Raw genomic sequence first — 19,365 nt, 5'->3', positions numbered from 1 at the left:
CTAGGCCTTGAATCGGATGTTAGGGGATGAATCTCCGGTCAATGGAACGGTTCTTGTGTCGTTCGGGGAGAGATACGGCTTGAACTCGCGATGGGATGCGGTGCGGGCGGACCCCCGTCGTGACGTCTCGTGGTGTCGCGTGATGCGACGTGATGCGACGTGCCGTGTGGTGGTGTTCGGTGTCCGGCCGGAGACGACCCGTCCGCCGGACACGGGCGCGCGTCGGTGCGCGTCGCGGGCACGGGCGGACACGGGCGGACACGGGCGGACGCGGGGGGCACGGGCGGGCACGGGCGGGCACCGGCGGGCACGGGCGGACACGGTCAGGTACGGGCACAGCGCGGGCGCGATACGGGCACGGTCCGGGAGCCGGATCCGGGGCCGCGACGTGTGAGCCGTCCCCGCGCTCCGGTCGTTCACCGGGGCATCTACCCTGAAAGCCGTTCCATCGAGGAGGACAGATGCTCAAGGGCGTGCTGATCGACTGGGGTGGCGTGCTCACCGTCGGTCTTTCCGAGGCGGTCGCGGAGTGGATCGCCGAGGAGAGGCTCGACGCGGACCACTACGGGCAGGTGATGATCGAGCTGATCTCGCACGCGTACGAGGGATCGCAGAGCGAGGAGAACGCGATCCACGCGCTGGAGCGCGGGGAGATGTCCGGGCTGGACTTCGAGCGGCACCTGGCCGCGCGGCTGGTCACCACGGACGGCCTGCCGCCGGAGGCCGAGGGGCTGCTGTCGCGGATGTTCGCCCGCTTCCACCGGGTCGAGCCGATGTACGAGATGCTCCGCGAGATCCGCGCCTCCGGGCTGCGCACCTGCCTGCTCTCCAACTCGTGGGCGAACGAGTACCCGCGTGAGGGCTGGGACGACGTCTTCGACGAGGTGGTCATCTCCGGGGAGGTCGGCATGCGCAAGCCCGAGCCGAGGATCTTCGAGCACGCCCTCGGCAGGATCGGCCTGGCGGGGGAGGAGTGCGTGTTCGTCGACGACGTCCTGGCCAACATCGAGGCGGCCCGCGGGTTCGGCATCGTCGGCGTGCACCACCGCGATCCCGATCTGACCATCGCCGAGCTGGAGCGCCTGCTCCGGATCTCGTTGCGCTGAGCGGGCCGCGCCGGGGGTCCCGCTCTCCCCGGACGGGCCGTCGCTTCCGCCTGCTCCGGATCTCGCCGCGCCGGGCGGGCGGCGTCCCGCCGTGTCCCGCGCGGGGCGGGGTGGCCCGCTTCGCGCGGGCGGTATCACCGGGGGTCGCCGGTACTGGCACACTCGATGGGTGAATCGGCGCCGAACCGGCGCCGGCGTGGCGAGACGGATCGAGGCATGGATGCGCGTCTACCTGCCGTGTACGCTCCCGGCGCTGGCCCGCGTGGCCGGTGCGGGGGAGGTCGGCCCGGCTCCGCTGACCGGTTACGCGGTGACCCCCTCGCTGATCGAGTGGTACGTCTCGGGTGACACCGAGGAACTGGAGTACGTGGCCCTGACCGAGGCGGCCAGGGCCTCGCTGCGGATGCTGGCGGCCGACCGCGCGGACGGGGTCGAGGTCGCCGCGAGAAGGGTCGTCGTGGCCGTCGACGTACCGGAGGGTGACGTCGCCGCGGGCACGGACCTGGAGGAGCGCGCCCGGGTGCGGCTCGCCGGTGCGGTGTCGCTGGCACGGGTCGCGGCCGTTCACGTGGACGAGCCGGAGGCGGTGAAGGACGTCGAGGCCGCCATCGCGGCGCTGCCCGCGGCCGACCGCGGCGACGACGACGCCCGGTTCACCGTGGACGGCGCCGAGGCCAACGAGCTCCTGTGGTACGCCACCCAGGAGATCCCCGACCTGATCGGCTGACCCCTCCCGGCCACGGCAGGTCCTTCTGCCGATGGCGGCTTTGGCTATTCTTGGAGGCATATGAGACACATCGTGTGGGATTGGAATGGCACGCTTTTTCATGACATCGACGCTGTCGTCGGTGCCACGAACGCGGTGTTCGAGCCGTACGGGCTGGGCTCCTACGACGCCGACCGCTTCCGTGCCGTGTACACGCGCCCGATCTGGGCCGCCTACGAGCGCATGCTCGGGCGCCCCCTCCGCGAGGGCGAGTGGGAGGTCCTCGACCTGGGCTTCCACGACGCCTACCACCGCCTGATGCTGGAGTGCGGGCTGGCCGAGGACGCGCTCTCCGCCCTGGACGCCTGGAAGGCCGCGGGCGGCCGGCAGTCACTGCTGTCCATGTGGGAGCACGAGCGGCTGGTGCCCAAGATCACCGAGCTCGGCATCGACCGTCACTTCACCCGGATCGACGGCCTGCGCGGCGTCACCGGGGGGCACAAGGCCGAGTGGATGGTGGCCCACCTCGCCGCGCTCGGCGTCGACCCGGCCGACGTCCTGGTGATCGGCGACAGCCTGGACGACGCGCACGCCGCCCGGCACGTCGGCGCGCGGGCGGTGCTCTACACCGGCGGCATGACCGGCAGGGCCGACCTGATGGCGTGCGGGGTGCCGGTCGTCGACACCCTCACGGACGCCCTGAACCACGCCTGACACCCGGTCCGGAGCCCGCGACCTGCCCCGCCCCGGTCTCACCCGGCCTGTTCCCGCTCCGGTCCGGTCCTGCTCCGGCTCCGACCCGGGCCGGTCCCGCCTCGATCCCGATTCCACCTCGGACCCGATCCCGGTCTCGCTCCGGCCCGGTCCGGGGCCGGCCCGGTCCCGCTCCGGCCCGGTCCCGCTCCGGCCACGGGACCCGCTCGGGTCGTCGCCGGATACCACCCGGTGTCGGGAAAAATCCTGAAACCGGGGCTTTCGGCATCGGAGGCGGTAGCCGGGCGTCCCGGGCCGTACCCTGGGCATCCGCACCCATTCCGGGAGGCCCCCGATCGACCGCCTCGTGCTCTGGAACATCGACCTCACCCTCGTGGACGTGTCCATCGTCACCCGTGAGGCGTACGCGGAGGCGTTCCGCGCCGTCACCGGACGTCCCCTGGTCAAGCTGACCCAGGCCAACGGCCGCCCGGACTCGGAGATCGTCTTCGAGATGCTGGCCATCAACGGGATCGTCGCCCGGGACGAGCACCTCCCCAGGTTCCTCGACGCGCTGGCCACCTCCTTCGGGGCCCGGCGCAGGCGCCTGGCCAAGGAGGGCCGCATGATGGCCGGGGCCCGTGACGCGCTCAAGGCGGTGGCGAGGCTGGACGGCGTGGTCCAGTCGGTGCTGACCGGGACGATCAAGAGCAACGCCGCGCACAAGCTGGCCGCGTTCGGGCTGGACAGGTACGTCGACATCGAGATCGGCGGCTACGGCGAGGAGGTCTACCCCAAGGCCACCCTGCTGCAGGTGGCGCAGGGCCGGGCCGGCCGCAGGCACGGGACGGTCTTCGACGGGCGCAACACCGTGCTGGTCGGCGACTCGGCCAGGGACGTCCAGGCGGCCAGGATCGCCGGGGTCTCGATGATCGGCGTGGCCTCGGGCAGGTCCCTCCCGGCCGAACTGCACGAGGCCGGGGCCGACCTGGTGCTGCCCGACCTCTCCAACTCCTCCGAGGTCGTCGCCGCCGTCGCCGCCCTCACCTCACCGGCCCGCGGCGCCGGCCGCTTCCCCGCGAACCGCTGACCTCCACGGGACCTCGTACGTGGAGCGCCCACACGCCCCCGGGGCGTGCTGTGTGCCCCCCGGGGATGACATTTGGAGGGGGCGTCGAGAGGATGGGGGCATGGTTGAGGAAGGTGCGCTGCTCTGGGAGCCCTCCCCGGAGGTCGTGAAGGACGCCAGGATCACCCGCTACGCGCGATGGCTGGGCCGGAGCGCCGACTACGAGGCCCTCTGGCTGTGGTCGGTGGAGGCTCCGGCCGAGTTCTGGACGTCGATCTGGGACTACTTCAGGGTCGTGGGAGAGCGTGGCGACGGGCCGGTCGTCTCGGGAGAGATGCCCGGCACCGAGTGGTTCGGCGGGTCGACGCTGAACTACGCGGCCAACGCGCTGCGCAGGGCCGCCTCCGAGCCGGAGCGGCTCGCGGTGGTCTTCCGCGACGAGGCGGGCGGGCGGCGGGAGCTCACCCTGGGCGAGCTGGCCGACGAGGTGGCCCGGGTCCGCGCGGGCCTGGCCGCGCTGGGCGTCGGCCGGGGGGACCGGGTCGCGGCCTACCTGCCGAACATCCCCGAGGCCCTGGTCGCCTTCCTGGCCACCGCCTCCCTGGGGGCCGTCTGGTCCTCCTGCTCGCCCGACTTCGGCGCGCCCAGCGTGATCGACCGCTTCACCCAGATCGAGCCCAAGGTGTTCCTCGCGGTCGACGGCTACGACTACAACGGCAGGCACTTCGACCGGAGCGCCGTCGTGGACGACATCGCCGGCAGGCTGCCGACCCTGGTGGCGCGGGTACGCGTCCCCGCCCCGGGCGTCCACACGACCCCGCAGGACCCCGCGACCCCGCAGAACTCCGCGACCCCGCAGAACCCCGCGACCGCGCAGAACCCCGCGACCCCGGAGAACCCCGGCACGGAGGGCACGCCCGCGACCCCGGACGGCTCCACCCCGCGAGACCCCTCCGCCTCCCCGGACCCCGCCGGCACGCGGGACGGGTCGGACTCCCCGGACGCCGGGGTCCGCGCCCTGGACTGGGCCGCGTTGCGCGCGGTCGCCGCGCCGCTCGACTTCGAGCCCGTGCCGTTCGCGCACCCGCTCTGGATCGTCTACTCCTCGGGCACCACCGGGCTGCCCAAGCCGATCGTGCACGGCCACGGCGGCGTGGTGCTCGAACACCTCAAGGCGCTCTCCTTCCACCAGGACCTGGGCGAGGACGACGTCTTCTTCTGGTACACCACCACCGGCTGGATGATGTGGAACTACCTCGTCGGCGGCCTGCTGGTCGGGTCGACGGTGGTGCTCTACGACGGGTCGGCGACCCACCCCGGCACCGACGCGCTCTGGCGGCTGGCCGCCGAGGAGGGGGTCACCTACTTCGGCACGGGCGCCCCGTACCTGATCGCGTCCATGAAGGCCGGCCTGAAGCCGTCGGGCCTGGACCGGTTGCGGGGCCTGGGATCGACGGGCTCGCCGCTGCCGCCCGAGGGCTTCGCCTGGGTGCACGACGCGCTCCCCGGTATCCCGCTCGGCTCGTTCTCCGGGGGCACCGACGTGTGCACCGGCTTCGTGGGCGCCGTACCGCTGCTCCCGGTACGGGCGGGCGTGATCCCCTGCCGCTGCCTGGGGGCGAAGGTCGAGTCCTTCGACCCGTCGGGTGAGCCGGTGGTCGGCGAGGTCGGCGAGCTGGTGCTGACCCTGCCGATGCCGTCGATGCCGGTGATGTTCTGGAACGACCCCGACGGGTCGCGCTACCGGGACAGCTACTTCTCCGAGTACCCCGGCGTCTGGCGGCACGGCGACTGGATCAAGATCCTCCCGGACGGGGGCTGCGTCATCTACGGCCGTTCCGACTCGACCCTGAACCGGGGCGGCGTGCGGATGGGCACCAGCGAGTTCTACCGCGTGGTGGAGCGCTTCGAGGAGATCGCCGACAGCCTGGTGATCGACACCGGACAGCTCGGCCAGGAGGGACGCCTGCTGCTGTACGTGACCATGACCGAGGGCGCCGTCCTGGGCGACGACCTCGTCGCCCGGCTGCGCAAGGAGCTGCGGGAGGCGCTCTCCCCCCGCCACGTGCCGAACGAGATCGTCGAGGTTCCCGGCATCCCGCGCACCCTCAGCGGCAAGAAGCTGGAGGTGCCCGTCCGCAAGATCCTCCTGGGCATCCCCCCGGAGAAGGCCGCCAACCTCGACGCCATGGCCAATCCCGAGGTGCTGTCCCACTTCCTGCCGCTCGGCGACTGACCCTCGGCGCCCGGCACCCGATGTCCGGCGCCCGGTATCCGGGAGTGAGACCGGGGCGGGCGCCCGGAGTGCCGATCCGACCGGCACCGGGGGCCGGTCGGATGCGCCGGGGTGCCGGTCGGATGCGCCGGGGGACCGGTCGGGCGCCCCGGGACGCCGGTCAGATGCCCTGGGGCAGGCGGAACAGGCGGCCCGGGTCGTAGGCAGCCTTGACGCGGGCCAGCCGGGCGGCGTTCGGCCCGTAGTAGGCCGAGCGCCAGCCCGACAGGCCCGCGTCGATGTAGTTGACGTAGGCGTGGTCGCCGAAGTGGGGCCGCATCGCCGCGCGCGCGGTCCTGGTCCAGGTCGCGGCCCCGGCGTGGTGGGCGTAGTACTGCACGCTGTAGAGCGCGGCCCGGTGCGGGAAGGCCGTGGCGTCGGGGCGGACCCGGGCGACGGCGCCGCCCAGGGCGTCCAGGAGCACCGTGTGGTCGCCGGCGCGGGCGACCTGGGCGACCAGCGTCCTGGCCCCGGCCTCCGACAGCGGCCGGTAGGCCATGTGGGAGGCGGCCTTGAAGGTGTCGCGGGACAGCCTCCCGCCCCGGGTCTGGCCGGGCAGGGACCCGCCCAGGTGGCACCGGTCGACCGAGAGCGAGCCGCAGCCCGCCATGGTCAGCATGGCCTGCCGGTAGGAGGTCTGGCGGACCTGGCTGGACGAGGGGGAACCGGCCGCGTCGGCCAGCCGGTCGAGCAGCCGCTCGCATTCGGCCCTGCCGCCCAGGTAGAGCCCCACGACCTGCACGTCCATGCCGCCGTCGCGGCTGAGGTGCATGCCCGACCACATCGCGTCCGGCACCGAGGGGGCCCACGCCTGCCAGGCGCGCAGCGTCCCGACCGCCCTCGACCACGGCCAGTGCAGGAAGAACACGGTGACCTCGCGGGCCGGGTGGGTGCGGAACTCGAAGGAGACGGCCACCCCGAGGTTGCCGCCCCCGCCGCCGCGCGAGGCCCAGTACAGGTCGGGGTGGTGGTTCGCGTCGCAGGTCAGCAGCCGCCCGTCGGCCGTGACGATCCGGACCGACTCCATCACGTCGCAGGTCAGTCCGTACTTCCTGGAGACGACCCCGATCCCGCCGCCCAGGGCCAGCCCGCTCACCCCGACCGTGGCGCAGGTCCCCGCCGGGACGCTCACCCCGCTCGCGGCGAGCCTGTCGTAGACGTCGACGAGCCTGGCGCCCGCCCCGACGACCGCGCGCCCGGAGGCGTGGCGCACCGTGCTCATCCGGGACACGTCCAGGACCAGGCCGGTCCCGGTGGACCAGCCCGCGTACGAGTGCCCCCCCGACCGTACGGCCAGAGGCACGCCCAGCCGGCGGGCGAAACCGACGCATTCGGCGACGTCGGACGGGTCGGCGCAGTAGGCCACGCCCGCGGGCCGCACCGCGTCGAAGGCGGGGTTGAACAGCCGCCGCGCCCTGTCGTACGCGGCGTCGCCCGGCCGGACGAGCGAGCCCTTCAGTCCCTCGGCCAGCGCCCGCCAGTCGGCGGGCCGTGGCGCGCCCGCCGCTCCCTTCCCGGCGGCACCGGCGGCGGCTCGCCCGGAGGCGCCCGCGGTGTCCCGCCCGGCGGTACCGGCCCCGCCGCCCGCACCGGAGGCGTCCCGCCCTGACGTGCCGGTGGCGCCCAGGGCGGGGGTGCCCGGGGCGCCGAGTGTCGCGCCGAACGCGAGGGCGGCCAGGCCGCCGGTCCGGAGGAAGGCCCGCCTGTCCGGAGGGGTCCGCATGTCGTTCTCCCCGAGGGTTCGTGTCAACTGCTCGATAGGACGACCGATCCGCCGGTCCGGTTGGTCACATTCGCGTCACCATTCGCCGGGTGGGGGAGCCGTTCCCACTCCCCGCGCCGGGTGGGGGAGCCGTTCGCACTCCTCGCGCCGGGGGGAAGCCCGTTCACGCTCCCCGCGCGGGGTGAGGGACCGTTCACGGTCCCCGTGCCCGCGGCGGGTGAGGAGTCGTTCACACCCCCTGTGCCACGCGCAGTGCGAGGGCCGGGCACATCTCCACGGCCCGGCGCGCCATCCGGCGGAACTGGGCGGGCACGGTGTCGTGGCCGAACACCGGGTAACCGTGCTCGTCCAGGTGGACCAGGTCGGGGGCGAGCCGGGCGCACAGGCCGTGGCCCTGGCAGCGGGTCCAGTCCACGGTCAGTCTCACCTCCGGCTCGTTCTCCTGCGGCGGCAGCGGGAGCACGCCGTGCACCGGGCGCCCGCAGGTGCCGTGCAGCAGGTGCTCCTCGATGTCGTCGGGGAAGGCGTCCAGGGCCGAGAGCACGAACCGGGACGTCCCGTCGGGGTGGAAGCAGGCTCCCCTGCCCTTGACCCCCGCCGCCCTGCTCCGCAGCTCGTCCAGGGCCGGGGCCGACCCGGCCATGACCTCGGCCAGCGACCGCGCGACGTCCGGCAGGCCCAGGCGGCACGGGCCGCACTGGCCCGACGACTGCGCGGCCAGGTACCGGGCGACCCTGAGCGTCTCACCGAGCGGGCAGGTCTCCCCGCCGAGCGGCACGATGATCCCGGCGCCGAGCTGGCCACCCGCCTCGGTGATGCCCTGGCGGGAGACGGTCGCCACGGCCGCGGCGTCCGCCGACAGCCACGCGCCGTGGTACCCGCCGACCAGCACGCCGTCGCCGGTGGTCGCCTTGCAGGCGTCCAGGACGGCGTACAGCGGGGTGCCGGTCGCGACCTCGACGACGGCCGGCGCCTTGGCCGACCCTCCCACGGTGAGCAGGACCGTCCCGGGTTCGCGCGCGGTGCCGACGTCGGCGTACCGCTCCGCGCCCAGGGTGGCCAGGACCGCGAGCTGGGCGTAGGTCTCGGCGTTGGACAGCAGCGTGGGCAGGCCGTTGACCCCGCTCTCCACGGCCCTGACCTTGCGGCCCGGAGGCTCCCCGATCTGCCCGTTGACCGACCGGACCAGGGCGCCGCCCTCGCCGGAGATGAACCGCTCGACGATGCCCGCGACCCGGACCCGGTCGCCGATGCCGCGCTCCTCGACGGCGGCGGACACCGACGCGTGGCCCATGCCGCCCTCGACGGTGGCGATCACCACCTGCCTGGCGCCGATCGCGTTCGCCGCGAGCAGGGCGCCCTCGATGACCAGGTGGGGGGTCCGGGTGAGCAGCATGGTGTCCTTGCTGCTCGCGGGCTCGCCCTCGGCCGCGTTGACCAGGACGATCTTGTCGGCCCTCTTGCCCATCACCGCGCGGAGCTTGCGGGCGAAGGGGAACGCCGCCCCGCCCCGGCCGCGCATGTCCACCTCGTCGGCCAGCGAGGCCAGTTCCTCGCCGCTCATCACCGGCGCGGTGCCGTGCATGTCGCGGTGGGCCGCCAGGTCCATCCGGCGGCAGTCCTCCAGGCCGGCCGTCAGCCGGGCCGGGCCGAGCTGCCGGACGGGAGGGACGCGGTAGGGGATCATCGACGGCGCCCCGGCCGCCCCGGCCGCCCCGGCCGCCGGGATCACCCCGATCACCCCGATCGGCGCGGTCGTCGCGGTCGTCGCGGTCGTCGCGTCCGGGGCGGCGGCCGCGTTCTTCTTGGTCCTGGTGGTCAGTGTGATCATCGAACACCTCCGGTGGGGAGACGCTGGGGTCCGGCCAGGGGGGAGGTCGTCACCCGACGCCTCCGATACGGCGAAGTTCCGGTGGGTCCTCCCGCGCCTGGCGCGGGATGCGGCCGACGATGCTCGTGGGCGGGGTCAGCTCCGCGACGGCGGGACGCTCGACGGCGACCTCCTCGCGTACCGGGACCTCCCTGGGCTGCAGCTCGGAGATCACCCGGATCAGCAGGGCCGCCCCCACCGCGACCAGGCAGATCACGTAGCTCCAGGTCACCCACTCGGCGGGACGGCGGCCCGCGGTGAGGCCGTGCAGCACCGACAGCGGCCACGCCAGGTAGGCCGAGCCGTGCAGCAGGCGCCACATCCAGGGCCTGCGGTTGTCGGCGAAGCGGGCGCGGGCGACGCCGGTGAGGAAGACCACGATCATCAGGTCGGAGGCGAGGGCGCCGAAGCCGACGTAGAGGCCCTGGCCGCTCGTCCCCAGCGGGATCACCGCGGCCGCGGGGGAGGCCCTGTTTTCGATGATCTTCATCAGGACGTGGACGACCAGGAAGCCCATGCCGAGTACGGCGGCGGCCCGGTGGGCGAGCTGGGAGCGGATCCTGCCCACCACGGGCAGCACGATCCGGTCGGCGGACAGCAGGCCGAGCGCCACGGTCGTGGTGAGCGACACCAGGGCGATCACGCCAGCGAAGAACGAGAAGACTCCACGGACGGCGGCGGCGACCTCCATGCCGGGCGCGGTCCGCCCGAGCATGAGGAGGCCGACCACGGAGACCGTGATCGCGACACCGAGACCGATCCTGGAGGGCCTCTCGTCGAGGCGTATCCCGGCCTCCGACCGTGTGTGTCGCGGAGTCCGTCTGTTACCCACCTGGGGCTCCTGTCTGCGAAGCGGCTCGACGGCGTGTGCGTGCGAGGGTGAAGGGACTCTGGTACGGCGAGATGCCGCTCCCCGGTCCTCGCGGGATCGTGGAAGAGGCGCGAGGACGGGGAGCGGCGGTTTTGGGCGGGGCGTCAGCAGCGACGGCCCCGGTTGATGCAGTCGACGGCGAACCTCATGAGCCGCTCGGGCATCACGTTCGCGAAGTCGGCGTGGTCGGTGACGGGGTTGTGGCGCTGCTCGGGGAAGGCGTCCAGCGCGAAGGACGGGGTGCGCGGCGTGGAGTAGACCAGGGTCATCCGCAACTGCGGGATCGCCCGGGTGCCGGAGGGGCAGGTGCCGTTCCCGTCGGGGAAGAGCACGTGCGTGCGGTGGTTGGCGCTGTCGTTGTTCTGCCCGTCCCAGCAGCTCGGGAAGTCCAGGATCCGCAGGAGCTGGCTGCCCCGGGGGCAGAGGGGGTACTTGGTGGTGATCCGGTTGGTGAAGCCGGTGCAGCTCCACTTGGCGAGGGCGTTCGCGCCGCCGTTCGTGGCGGCCTTGGCGTCACCGGTGAGGATCCTGATGAAGCGCGGCATGGCGGTCACCCTGGAGGCCGGGTTGCCGCGGAACTGCAGGCTCACCTGGCGGGCCCGCATGATGGTGCCCACGTTGCCGTCGGGGTCGTCGACGTTGGCGTCGGAGGTACGGTCGCGCAGGACCGGCCAGAAGTAGGTCGAACGGTCCCCGAGGGCGCACGTGGTGCCCGCGGCCGCCAGGGACTGGTCGGTGCTGAACGCGTCGGTCGACAGGTTGCCGACGTAGTCGTGGATGTGGTGGGCGCCGTTGCTGACCCCGGGGGCCACGATGAAGTTGTCGGGGTTGCGGTGGCCGTTGCCGTTCGTGCCGCACCGGGAGGTGAAGGTGCCGCGCGAGCCGCCGCGCCGAGCCCGGGGCTCCTGGACGTTGCGCTGGACCTGCCGGATGTCGATGAAGTCCTCGGGGAACGGGCCGAGGTCGGCGCACTCCTCCTCGTCCCCGTCCCCGGGGGGCGCGGTCTCGCCCGGTGCGGGGCTCTCGCTCGGGGCGGGGGTGCGGGTGGGGGACTGGGTGGGCCGGCGGCGGGCGGTGTCCTGGTCCTGGTCCTGCCGGGCGCCCTGCTGATCCTGCTGCTGGTCACCCTGCTGGTCCTGCTGGTCCTGCTGGTCCTGCTGGTCACCGCCCTGCTGGTCGTCCTGCCCGGGGGCGGGCGGCTCGGTCGGGGAGGCGGGGATGAGCGCCCCGGCCGGGGGAGGCACGTCGGCCGCCCCGTCCTCGCCCTGCTGGTCCTGCGCCGGCCGGTCCTGGGGGGCGTCGGCCGGCGCGTCCTGCGCGGGGGGCGCCTGCTGCTGGTCACCCTGCTGGTCGCCCTGCCCACCCTGCTGATTCTGCTGGTCCTGAGGGGGCTGGTCCTGCTGCTGTCCCTGCTGGTCCTGGGGCGGGGCGTCCTGCTGGTCCTGCTGCCTCTGCTGCCGGTTCTGGCCCTGCTCGGCCGGGTCGCAGTGGTCGCCGTAGGCGGGGGTCGTGCTCGCCACCGTGAACGTGATCGTGGTGAGCGTGCCGGCGGCGAGTGCCAGCGCCGACAGGGAGACGAGCGAGCGTTTCATGCGTTTCATGCGTGTTCTCTCCTCACAGGTGTGTCGAGAGCGGCCGCGACGGGAGGCGGCGGCGAGGGCACCGGAGGCTCGGGCAGGGCCGAGTAGTCGACCAGTCCCGTGCTCTCCAGGAGGGTCATGTGCTTCATGACCACCTCCACGGCCCGCTGGGCGAACGTCCGGACCAGGTCGTTACGGGTGCCGGCGCGTACCGCGGCGACCACCGTGAAGACCTTTCCGTGGGCCTTGCGCAGCAGGTCGGCGAAGAGCAGGTCGTACTCGGCGCCGGCCGGGACGGCCGCGAGCTGCGCCATCCACTTCTGCTGGTCGGGGCTGGCCTGGCTGGGCAGCGTCACGTTCAGCTTGGCGGCGAGCGCGCGGACCTCCTCGTCGAGCTTGAGGTGGTCGGTCATCAGGTGCATGCCGACCTCCTTGACCCGCTTGCTCGCGGCCCGTTGCTGGGCCTGCTGGCCGCTGGGGATCTCCCAGAGCCCCGCCTGCCTGACCTTGATCAGCAGATCGCGGTCGGCCGGGCCCAGCGGCCCCTGCGGGGTCTGGGTCCAGCCCTCGGTAGCCAGGGAGGGGGAGCCACCGGGCGGCGTGATCAGGACGACCGCCACCGCGGCGACCGCGATGAAGACCCCGAACAGCAGGGGCTCGCCGTTCTTGAAGCGGCGGAACAGTGATCGGAACATGACCCGGCTTCCGCTCTCAGAGAATGACCGTCACCGGAGCCGTGAGGAGGACGGGTCCGACCGGCCACGGGATGTGCCGCTCTGCCATGCCGTTTCCTTTCCCCGAGGCCCGCCGGTGCGGGCGCACTTGGAGGGAGGTACGCGGCGCTCGCCGGGGTGGTTCAGAGGAAGTGATGAGATAGTTAGAAATGACTGGAGTTGTGAAAGTTACAGACGTGACGCATAACGAAGGTGTAAAGATGTGCCCGTGCGTCGTCAACTCGACAGTCGTTTCGCGAGCACGGACACCGATGTCGCCCTGGTAGAGGACCTGTACCGGGAGTTCGGTGTCCCACTGCTCAGGCATGTTCGCAAGGCCACAGGTAACGATCTGCAATGGGCGGAGGATGTCGTCCAGGAGACGCTCGTCCGTGCCTGGCGCAACGCAGGGAGGTTGCAACGAGAGCCCGGCCTGCTGTGGGCCTGGCTCCTCACGGTCGCCCGCCGTATCGTCATCGACGGTCGTCGCAGGCGGGGGACCAGACCGCAGGAGGTCGAACCGGCCGACGCAAACGCCGTACCCGTCCCCGACGGGTCCGATCGGGCGCTGGAGGCGATGATCGTCGCCGAGGCGCTCCGCGAATTGTCACCGGAACACCGCGAAGTCATCGAGCAGACGTACCTGCGGGACCGTACGATTAACGAGGCGGCGGAGATCCTCGGGATCCCGCCGGGTACGGTCAAGTCTCGGCTCTACTACGGGATCCGGGCTCTTCGTAAGGTCCTGAAGGAGAGAGGTGTCGCGAGCTGATGTTGCCCTCCCCGCATCATGACGTGGCGGCGTATGCCCTCGGTGTGCTCGACGAAGAGGACCACGAGGTGTTCGAACGCCACCTCATGGAGTGCGAGGAGTGCCAGATCGAGCTCCGGGAGCTGAGTGAGGTTCCCGGCCCGCTCGACGCTCTGCGACGGGACCGCTCCAACAGTGTGGACGAGGGCCGGACGTCGTCACATTGACGTTTCGCCGGTTTTCAGGTGGTATCAGGGACGGTGGTGTGTTCCGGTCAACGGGGACCGTGACAGACGGCCACTGGAGGTGCCGTGCCACGGGCCATGCCCGATGGGCGGAGCACGGGCCGCGAGGTCCGGCCCGCCGGGCGACGGGCCGCAGGCGAGCGCGGACTCGCCCGGCTGCGCCACGACCTCTCCGAACCGACCCTGTGGGATGATCGCCGTACCGCCGTCTCGCGGGAGGAACCGGCCGTCTCCGAACGGACGACCCGCCGTTTCCCGCCGGCAGCGGCCCACGGCCGTGTTTCCCACGACGAACCGCGGCGGCCGGCCGCGGACGTGCCCGCCCGCGGCGCTGTCCACGGCGTCGTCCACGACCCTGTTCACGACATCGTCAAGGACCTCGTCCACCACCCTGTTCACGACCCCGTCCGCGCCGGGGCCGTCACCTCGCACCGGGCGTCCTGCGCCCCGGTGCCCGCGGGACCACAGGCGCCGGGCGTACCCGGCGCACGGCCCGGTACGGGCGTCGCGTCCCTTCCGAGGCGCGCGACGGCATCACCTTCTCCGCGATGGGCACGATAAGTCCGGTCATGGATTTCCGCCCCAACATGCAAAATCCCTCACAAAGGAGTGAGAGCGACATGCCGCTCGACGAGGCCAAGGACGAGCTGCTGAGGAGTGCCGCCGAGACGTGCGCGCGCACCCCCGGCGGCGACCACGCCGGCGTGGAGGAGGTGCTCGCCTTCCTGCGGCGCTACTACCGGCATGTCGCCCCGGAGGACCTGCTCGGCCGCGAGGCCGCCGAGGTGTACGGCCCGGCGATGGCCCAGCGGCGGCTGGCCGGGAACCGCCCCCAGGGCCGCGCCCTGGTACGCGCCTACACACCCGAGCCCGCCGGATCCCCCAGATCCCCCGGGTCCGCCGGGTCTCCGGAGCAGGGCCGGGACGCCGCCTTCTCCGTCGTGGAGATCGTCACCGACGACATGCCCTTCCTCGTCGACTCGGTGACGATGGAGCTCGACCGCCACGGCATCGCCGTCCACCTGGTCGTCCACCCGCAGATGCGGGTGCGCAGGGACATGACCGGCACGCTGCTCGACGGCGACCGCCAGGACGTCACCGGGCAGGTGCTCGCCGAGTCCTGGATGCACCTGGAGATCGACAGGCAGTCCGACCCCGAGGTCCTCGCGCGGATCGAGAACGACCTGCAGCGCGTCCTGGAGGACGTGCGCAACGCCGTCGAGGACTTCGTCAAGATGCGGGCCATCGCGCTGCGCACCGCCGAGGACGTCGAGACCCTCCCGCCGCCCCTGGACCCGTCCGGCGTCGAGGACAGCGTGGAGCTGATGCGCTGGCTGGCCGACGGGCACTTCACCTTCCTCGGCTACCGCGAGTACCGCCTGGAGGAGAGCGACCAGGGCGACAGGTTGCACGCCCTGCCCGGGACCGGGCTCGGCATCCTGCGCCACGACAGCACCGACTCGGGAAGCTTCGCCGCGCTCCCGCCGGAGCTGCGCGCCAAGGCCCGCGAGAAACAGCAGATGCTGATCATCACCAAGGCCAACACCCGCGCCACCGTCCACCGCCCGGCCTACCTCGACTACGTCGGCGTGAAGCTCTTCGACGCCTCCGGCGAGGTCGTCGGCGAGCGGCGCTTCCTCGGCCTGTTCACCCACGTGGCCTACAACGAGTCCATCTCGCGTGTGCCGGTGCTGCGGCGCAAGCTGGCCGAGGTGCTCGAACTCGCCGGGCTGGACGCCGACAGCCACGACGGCAAGGACCTCATCGAGATCCTGGAGACCTTCCCCCGCGACGAGCTCTTCCAGACCTCGGTGGAGCAGCTCCTGCCGATCGCGCTGGGCGTCCTGCGGCTCCGCGAGCGCAAGCAGGTCAAGCTCTTCCTGCGCCCGGACGACTACGGCCGCTACATCTCCTGCCTGGTCTACCTGCCGCGTGACCGCTACACCACCAAGATCCGCCTCAGGATGCAGGAGATCCTGCTCGGGGCGCTGGGCGGCACCTCCTTCGACTACAGCGCCATGATCGGCGAGTCCGCCTTGGCCAGGCTGCACGTGGTGGTGCGCGGCGAGCGCGGCAGGCCGCTGGCGCTCGACGGGGTGAACGTCGAGGAGCTGGAGACGCGGCTGGCCGAGGCCACCAGGACCTGGGAGGACGAGCTGGCCGGCGCCATCGCCGAGCTCTGCCCCGAGCGGGACGCGCCCGTGCTGGCCCGCCGCTACTCCGTGGCGTTCCCCGAGGGCTACAAGGCCGACTTCCCGCCCCGCACGGCCGTCGCCGACCTGCGCCGCCTGGAGGAGCTGGCCGCCTCCGGCGACGAGATCGGGATGAACCTCTACGAGCCCTACGACGCCGCCGAGGGGGAGCGCCGCTTCAAGGTCTACCGCCTGGGCGCTCCGGTCTCCCTCTCGCACGTGCTGCCGCTGCTCCAGCGGATGGGCGTGGAGGTGGTCGACGAGCGGCCGTACGCGATCGACCGGGACAACGACCCGGCGACCAAGGACGCCTGGATCTACGACTTCGGCCTGCGCTACACGCCCTCGCCCGAGGTGGACAGGGACGAGTTCAAGCGGCTCTTCCAGGACGCGTTCGGCGCCCTGTGGGCCGGGCGGGTGGAGAGCGACGGGTTCAACGCCCTCGTCCTGTGCGCCGGGCTGACCTGGGAGCAGGCCGAGATCCTGCGGGTCTACGCCAGGTACCTGCGCCAGGCCGGCACCGCGTTCAGCCAGGAGTACATCGAGCGGGTGCTGAACGGCAACGTGCGGCTCGCCCGCCTGCTGGTCCGGCTGTTCGACGCCAGGCTCAACCCCCGCCGCCCGGCCGAGGTCCGCGCGGACCTGTCCGAGGCGCTGCGCGAGGAGATCCTCTCCGCCCTGGACGACGTGGCCTCCCTGGACGAGGACCGCATCCTGCGGACCTACCTGGAGATGATCGGGGCCACCCTGCGGACCAACTACTTCCAGACCGTGGACGGCGCCCGCAAGCCGTACGTCAGCCTGAAGTTCGACTCGCCGTCGATCAGCGCGCTGCCGCTGCCCCGGCCGAGGTTCGAGGTGTTCGTCTACTCGCCCCGTGTCGAGGGCGTGCACCTGCGCTTCGGCAAGGTCGCCCGCGGCGGGCTGCGCTGGTCGGACCGGATGGAGGACTTCCGCACCGAGGTGCTCGGGCTGGTGAAGGCGCAGATGGTGAAGAACACCGTCATCGTCCCCACCGGCTCCAAGGGCGGCTTCGTGGTGAAGAACCCGCCCAGGTCGGGCTCGCGCGAGGACGTGCTGGTCGAGGGCGTCGCCTGCTACCGGATGTTCATCTGCGGCCTGCTCGACCTCACCGACAACCTCGTCGACGGCGCGGTGGTCCCGCCCGCCGACGTGGTCAGGCACGACGAGGACGACACCTACCTGGTGGTCGCCGCCGACAAGGGCACCGCGACGTTCTCCGACATCGCCAACGGCGTGGCCAAGGAGTACGGCTTCTGGCTCGGCGACGCCTTCGCCTCCGGCGGCTCCATCGGCTACGACCACAAGGCCATGGGCATCACCGCCCGGGGCGCCTGGGAGTCGGTCAAGTACCACTTCCGCACGATCGGCGTGGACGTGCAGACCACCGACTTCACGGTGGCCGGCATCGGCGACATGTCCGGCGACGTGTTCGGCAACGGCATGCTGCTGTCGGAGCACATCCGGCTGGTCGCCGCCTTCGACCACCGCCACGTCTTCGTCGACCCCGATCCCGACGTCGTCCGCGGCCACGCCGAGCGCGCCCGGCTGTTCGCGCTGCCGCGCAGCTCCTGGGCGGACTACAACCCGTCGCTCATCTCCGCCGGAGGCGGCGTCTGGCCCCGTACGGCCAAGTCGGTCCCGGTCTCGCCGCAGATGCGCGCCGCGCTCGGCATCGACGGCGAGGTGACGTCACTGGCCCCGGCCGACCTGATCAGCGCGATCCTGCGGGCCCCGGTGGACCTGCTGTGGAACGGCGGCATCGGCACCTACGTGCGGGCCTCCACCGAGTCCAACGCCGCCGTCGGCGACAAGGCCAACGACGGCCTGCGGGTCACCGCGGACGAGCTGCGCTGCAAGGTGATCGGCGAGGGCGGCAACCTGGGCTTCACCCAGCTCGCCCGGGTCGAGTTCGCCCGCGGCGGGGGGCTGGTCAACACCGACTTCATCGACAACTCCGCCGGGGTGGACACCTCCGACCACGAGGTCAACATCAAGATCCTGCTGGACCGGGCGGTCCGCGACGGGGAACTCACCGACTCCGAGCGCAACCAGCTCTTCCTCGACATGACCGACGACGTGGCCCGGCTGGTCCTGCGCGACAACTACGACCAGAACGTGGTGCTGGCCGCCGCGCGCGCCCAGGCCCCCGACATGCTGCACATCCACGCCCGCCAGCTGCGCAGGCTGGAGCGGGCCGGGCTGCTCAACCGGGACCTGGAGGCCCTGCCGTCGGACAAGATGCTCGCCGAGCGGCGCCAGGCCCGGCTGGGGCTGACCGCGCCGGAGTTCTCGGTGCTGCTCGCCTACACCAAGCTGGTCACCGACGCCGAGCTGCTGGCCTCCGACCTGCCCGACGACCCCTACCTGGCCTCCTGGCTGGTCTCCTACTTCCCCTCGGCGCTGCACGAGCGGGTCCGCACCTACATGGACTCCCACCCGCTGCGCAGGGAGATCATCACCACCGGTGTGGTGAACGACCTGGTCAACTCCAGCGGGACGACGTTCATGTTCCGCCTGGGCGAGGAGAGCGGGGCCTCCAGTCCCGACATCGCCCGCGCCTACCTGGTCACCCGCGAGGTCTTCGACATGCCCAGCCTCTGGCGCAGGATCGAGGAGCTGGACAACAGGGTCGACACCTCGACCCAGATCGCGATGGAGCTGGAGGCCCGCAAGCTCGTCGAGCGGGGCACCCGCTGGCTGCTGGGCAACCGGCGCCCGCCGCTGGACCTGGCCTCCACCGTCGGCTTCTTCGCCAAGGGCATGAACGGCCTGCTGCCGCACCTTCCCAAGCTGCTGACCGGGTCGGACCTGGCGGGGTTCGAGGAGCGGCGCGACGGCTTCGTCGCCCGGGGTGTCCCGGCGGAGCTGGCCGAGCGGGTCGCCGCGATGGTGCCGGCCTACTCCACGTTCGACCTGGTGGAGGTGGCCTCACGGACCGGCCGGCCGGTGCACGACGTGGCCGAGGTCTACTTCGACCTCGCCGACCGGCTCCAGCTCGCCCGGCTGCGCGAGCGCGTGGTCGCGCTGCCCAGGGACAGCCGGTGGAACTCGATGGCGCGGGCCGCGCTGCGCGACGACCTCTACGCCGCGCACGCGGCGCTCACCCACGACGTCGTGACGCACAGCACGCCCGGCCTGTCGCCGGAGGAGCGCCTGGCGCGCTGGACCGAGGCCAACTCGGCGGCGGTCGCGCGGGCCCGGCAGACCCTGTCGGAGATCTGGGAGAGCGACACCTTCGACCTGGCGACCCTGTCGGTGGCGCTGCGGGCGATCCGCACCCTGGTGGCCACCATCAACCTCCCGCACGCCGGGGCCTGACCGCCCGCACCCGGCTCTCCTTACGGCCGGCCCGCATCGGGCCCGCTCGCCGGACTCCCGTCACCGGGGTCCGGCGGGCGGGGTTCCCCCGTCCGGGGCGGCGGGCCGGGACGCCCGCGCTCGAAGTCCCGGCTCCCGAGTCCCGGCTCCCGGGTCCCGAGTCCCAAGCCCCAAGCCCCCGGACCCCGGACCCCGGACCCCGAGTTCTGAGCTCCAAGCCCCGGATCCC

At 72.5% G+C, this 19,365-nt stretch carries 13 protein-coding genes; 8 read left to right on the top strand and 5 right to left on the bottom strand.

Annotated features, from left to right (window positions below; all coding sequences use genetic code 11):
• The first annotated feature begins 461 nt into the window (after window positions 1-461).
• The 5 genes from ACLQ2R_RS21170 (at window position 462) to ACLQ2R_RS21150 (ending at window position 5,810) form a co-directional block, all read left to right on the top strand.
• On the top strand, window positions 462-1,106 hold the full coding sequence (locus ACLQ2R_RS21170; RefSeq protein WP_425961868.1) for an HAD family hydrolase: 645 nt from the start codon (window positions 462-464) through the stop codon (window positions 1,104-1,106).
• Window positions 1,107-1,326: 220 nt separating this feature from the next.
• The gene (locus ACLQ2R_RS21165; protein ID WP_425962005.1) at window positions 1,327-1,833 is read left to right on the top strand and encodes a DUF6912 family protein; all 507 of its coding nucleotides are present in this window, start codon (window positions 1,327-1,329) and stop codon (window positions 1,831-1,833) included.
• Window positions 1,834-1,905: 72 nt separating this feature from the next.
• Window positions 1,906-2,526, top strand: coding sequence for an HAD family hydrolase (locus ACLQ2R_RS21160; protein WP_425961866.1), 621 nt, complete (start codon window positions 1,906-1,908; stop codon window positions 2,524-2,526).
• A gap of 346 nt (window positions 2,527-2,872) precedes the next feature.
• A complete protein-coding gene (locus ACLQ2R_RS21155) occupies window positions 2,873-3,595 on the top strand; it encodes an HAD family hydrolase (protein WP_425961864.1) in 723 nt (240 codons plus the stop codon).
• A 100-nt stretch (window positions 3,596-3,695) separates the two neighbouring features.
• Window positions 3,696-5,810, top strand: a complete 2,115-nt coding sequence (locus ACLQ2R_RS21150; RefSeq protein ID WP_425961862.1) for an acetoacetate--CoA ligase — start codon at window positions 3,696-3,698, stop codon at window positions 5,808-5,810.
• 160 nt (window positions 5,811-5,970) lie between these two features.
• Here ACLQ2R_RS21150 and ACLQ2R_RS21145 read toward each other — a convergent pair whose 3' ends face one another.
• The 5 genes from ACLQ2R_RS21145 to ACLQ2R_RS21125 form a co-directional block, all read right to left on the bottom strand.
• The gene (locus tag ACLQ2R_RS21145) at window positions 5,971-7,572 is read right to left on the bottom strand and encodes an FAD-binding oxidoreductase (protein ID WP_425961860.1); all 1,602 of its coding nucleotides are present in this window, start codon (window positions 7,570-7,572) and stop codon (window positions 5,971-5,973) included.
• A gap of 229 nt (window positions 7,573-7,801) precedes the next feature.
• Window positions 7,802-9,403, bottom strand: coding sequence for an NADH-ubiquinone oxidoreductase-F iron-sulfur binding region domain-containing protein (locus tag ACLQ2R_RS21140; RefSeq protein WP_425961858.1), 1,602 nt, complete (start codon window positions 9,401-9,403; stop codon window positions 7,802-7,804).
• A 49-nt stretch (window positions 9,404-9,452) separates the two neighbouring features.
• Window positions 9,453-10,274, bottom strand: coding sequence for a hypothetical protein (locus ACLQ2R_RS21135; protein WP_425961856.1), 822 nt, complete (start codon window positions 10,272-10,274; stop codon window positions 9,453-9,455).
• Between the two features lie 143 nt (window positions 10,275-10,417).
• Window positions 10,418-11,914 carry a DUF1996 domain-containing protein gene (locus ACLQ2R_RS21130; RefSeq protein ID WP_425961854.1) on the bottom strand — a complete coding sequence of 499 codons (1,497 nt, stop codon included), beginning with the start codon at window positions 11,912-11,914 and terminating at the stop codon, window positions 10,418-10,420.
• Window positions 11,911-12,588, bottom strand: coding sequence for a DUF4142 domain-containing protein (locus tag ACLQ2R_RS21125; protein ID WP_425961852.1), 678 nt, complete (start codon window positions 12,586-12,588; stop codon window positions 11,911-11,913). Before ACLQ2R_RS21125 ends, ACLQ2R_RS21130 begins: the two co-directional genes overlap by 4 nt.
• Window positions 12,589-12,835: 247 nt before the next feature.
• Between ACLQ2R_RS21125 and ACLQ2R_RS21120 the strand changes: the two genes are divergently transcribed.
• The 3 genes from ACLQ2R_RS21120 (at window position 12,836) to ACLQ2R_RS21110 (ending at window position 19,136) form a co-directional block, all read left to right on the top strand.
• A complete protein-coding gene (locus ACLQ2R_RS21120; RefSeq protein ID WP_425961850.1) occupies window positions 12,836-13,378 on the top strand; it encodes a sigma-70 family RNA polymerase sigma factor in 543 nt (180 codons plus the stop codon).
• Complete coding sequence (locus ACLQ2R_RS21115; protein WP_386235914.1) at window positions 13,378-13,584, top strand: zf-HC2 domain-containing protein; 207 nt, start codon at window positions 13,378-13,380, stop codon at window positions 13,582-13,584. The genes ACLQ2R_RS21120 and ACLQ2R_RS21115 overlap by 1 nt, the downstream gene beginning before the upstream one ends.
• Before the next feature lie 638 nt (window positions 13,585-14,222).
• Window positions 14,223-19,136 (top strand): NAD-glutamate dehydrogenase, encoded by a 4,914-nt coding sequence (locus ACLQ2R_RS21110; protein ID WP_425961848.1) that lies wholly within the window; start codon window positions 14,223-14,225, stop codon window positions 19,134-19,136.
• The last annotated feature ends 229 nt before the right edge of the window (window positions 19,137-19,365 follow it).

The sequence above is a fragment of the Streptosporangium sp. DT93 genome (genome assembly GCF_049844535.1).
In the GTDB taxonomy this organism is placed as follows: domain Bacteria; phylum Actinomycetota; class Actinomycetes; order Streptosporangiales; family Streptosporangiaceae; genus Streptosporangium.
The sequence above is the reverse complement of the archived record's forward strand: the minus strand, read 5'-3'. Positions and strand labels throughout refer to the sequence as shown.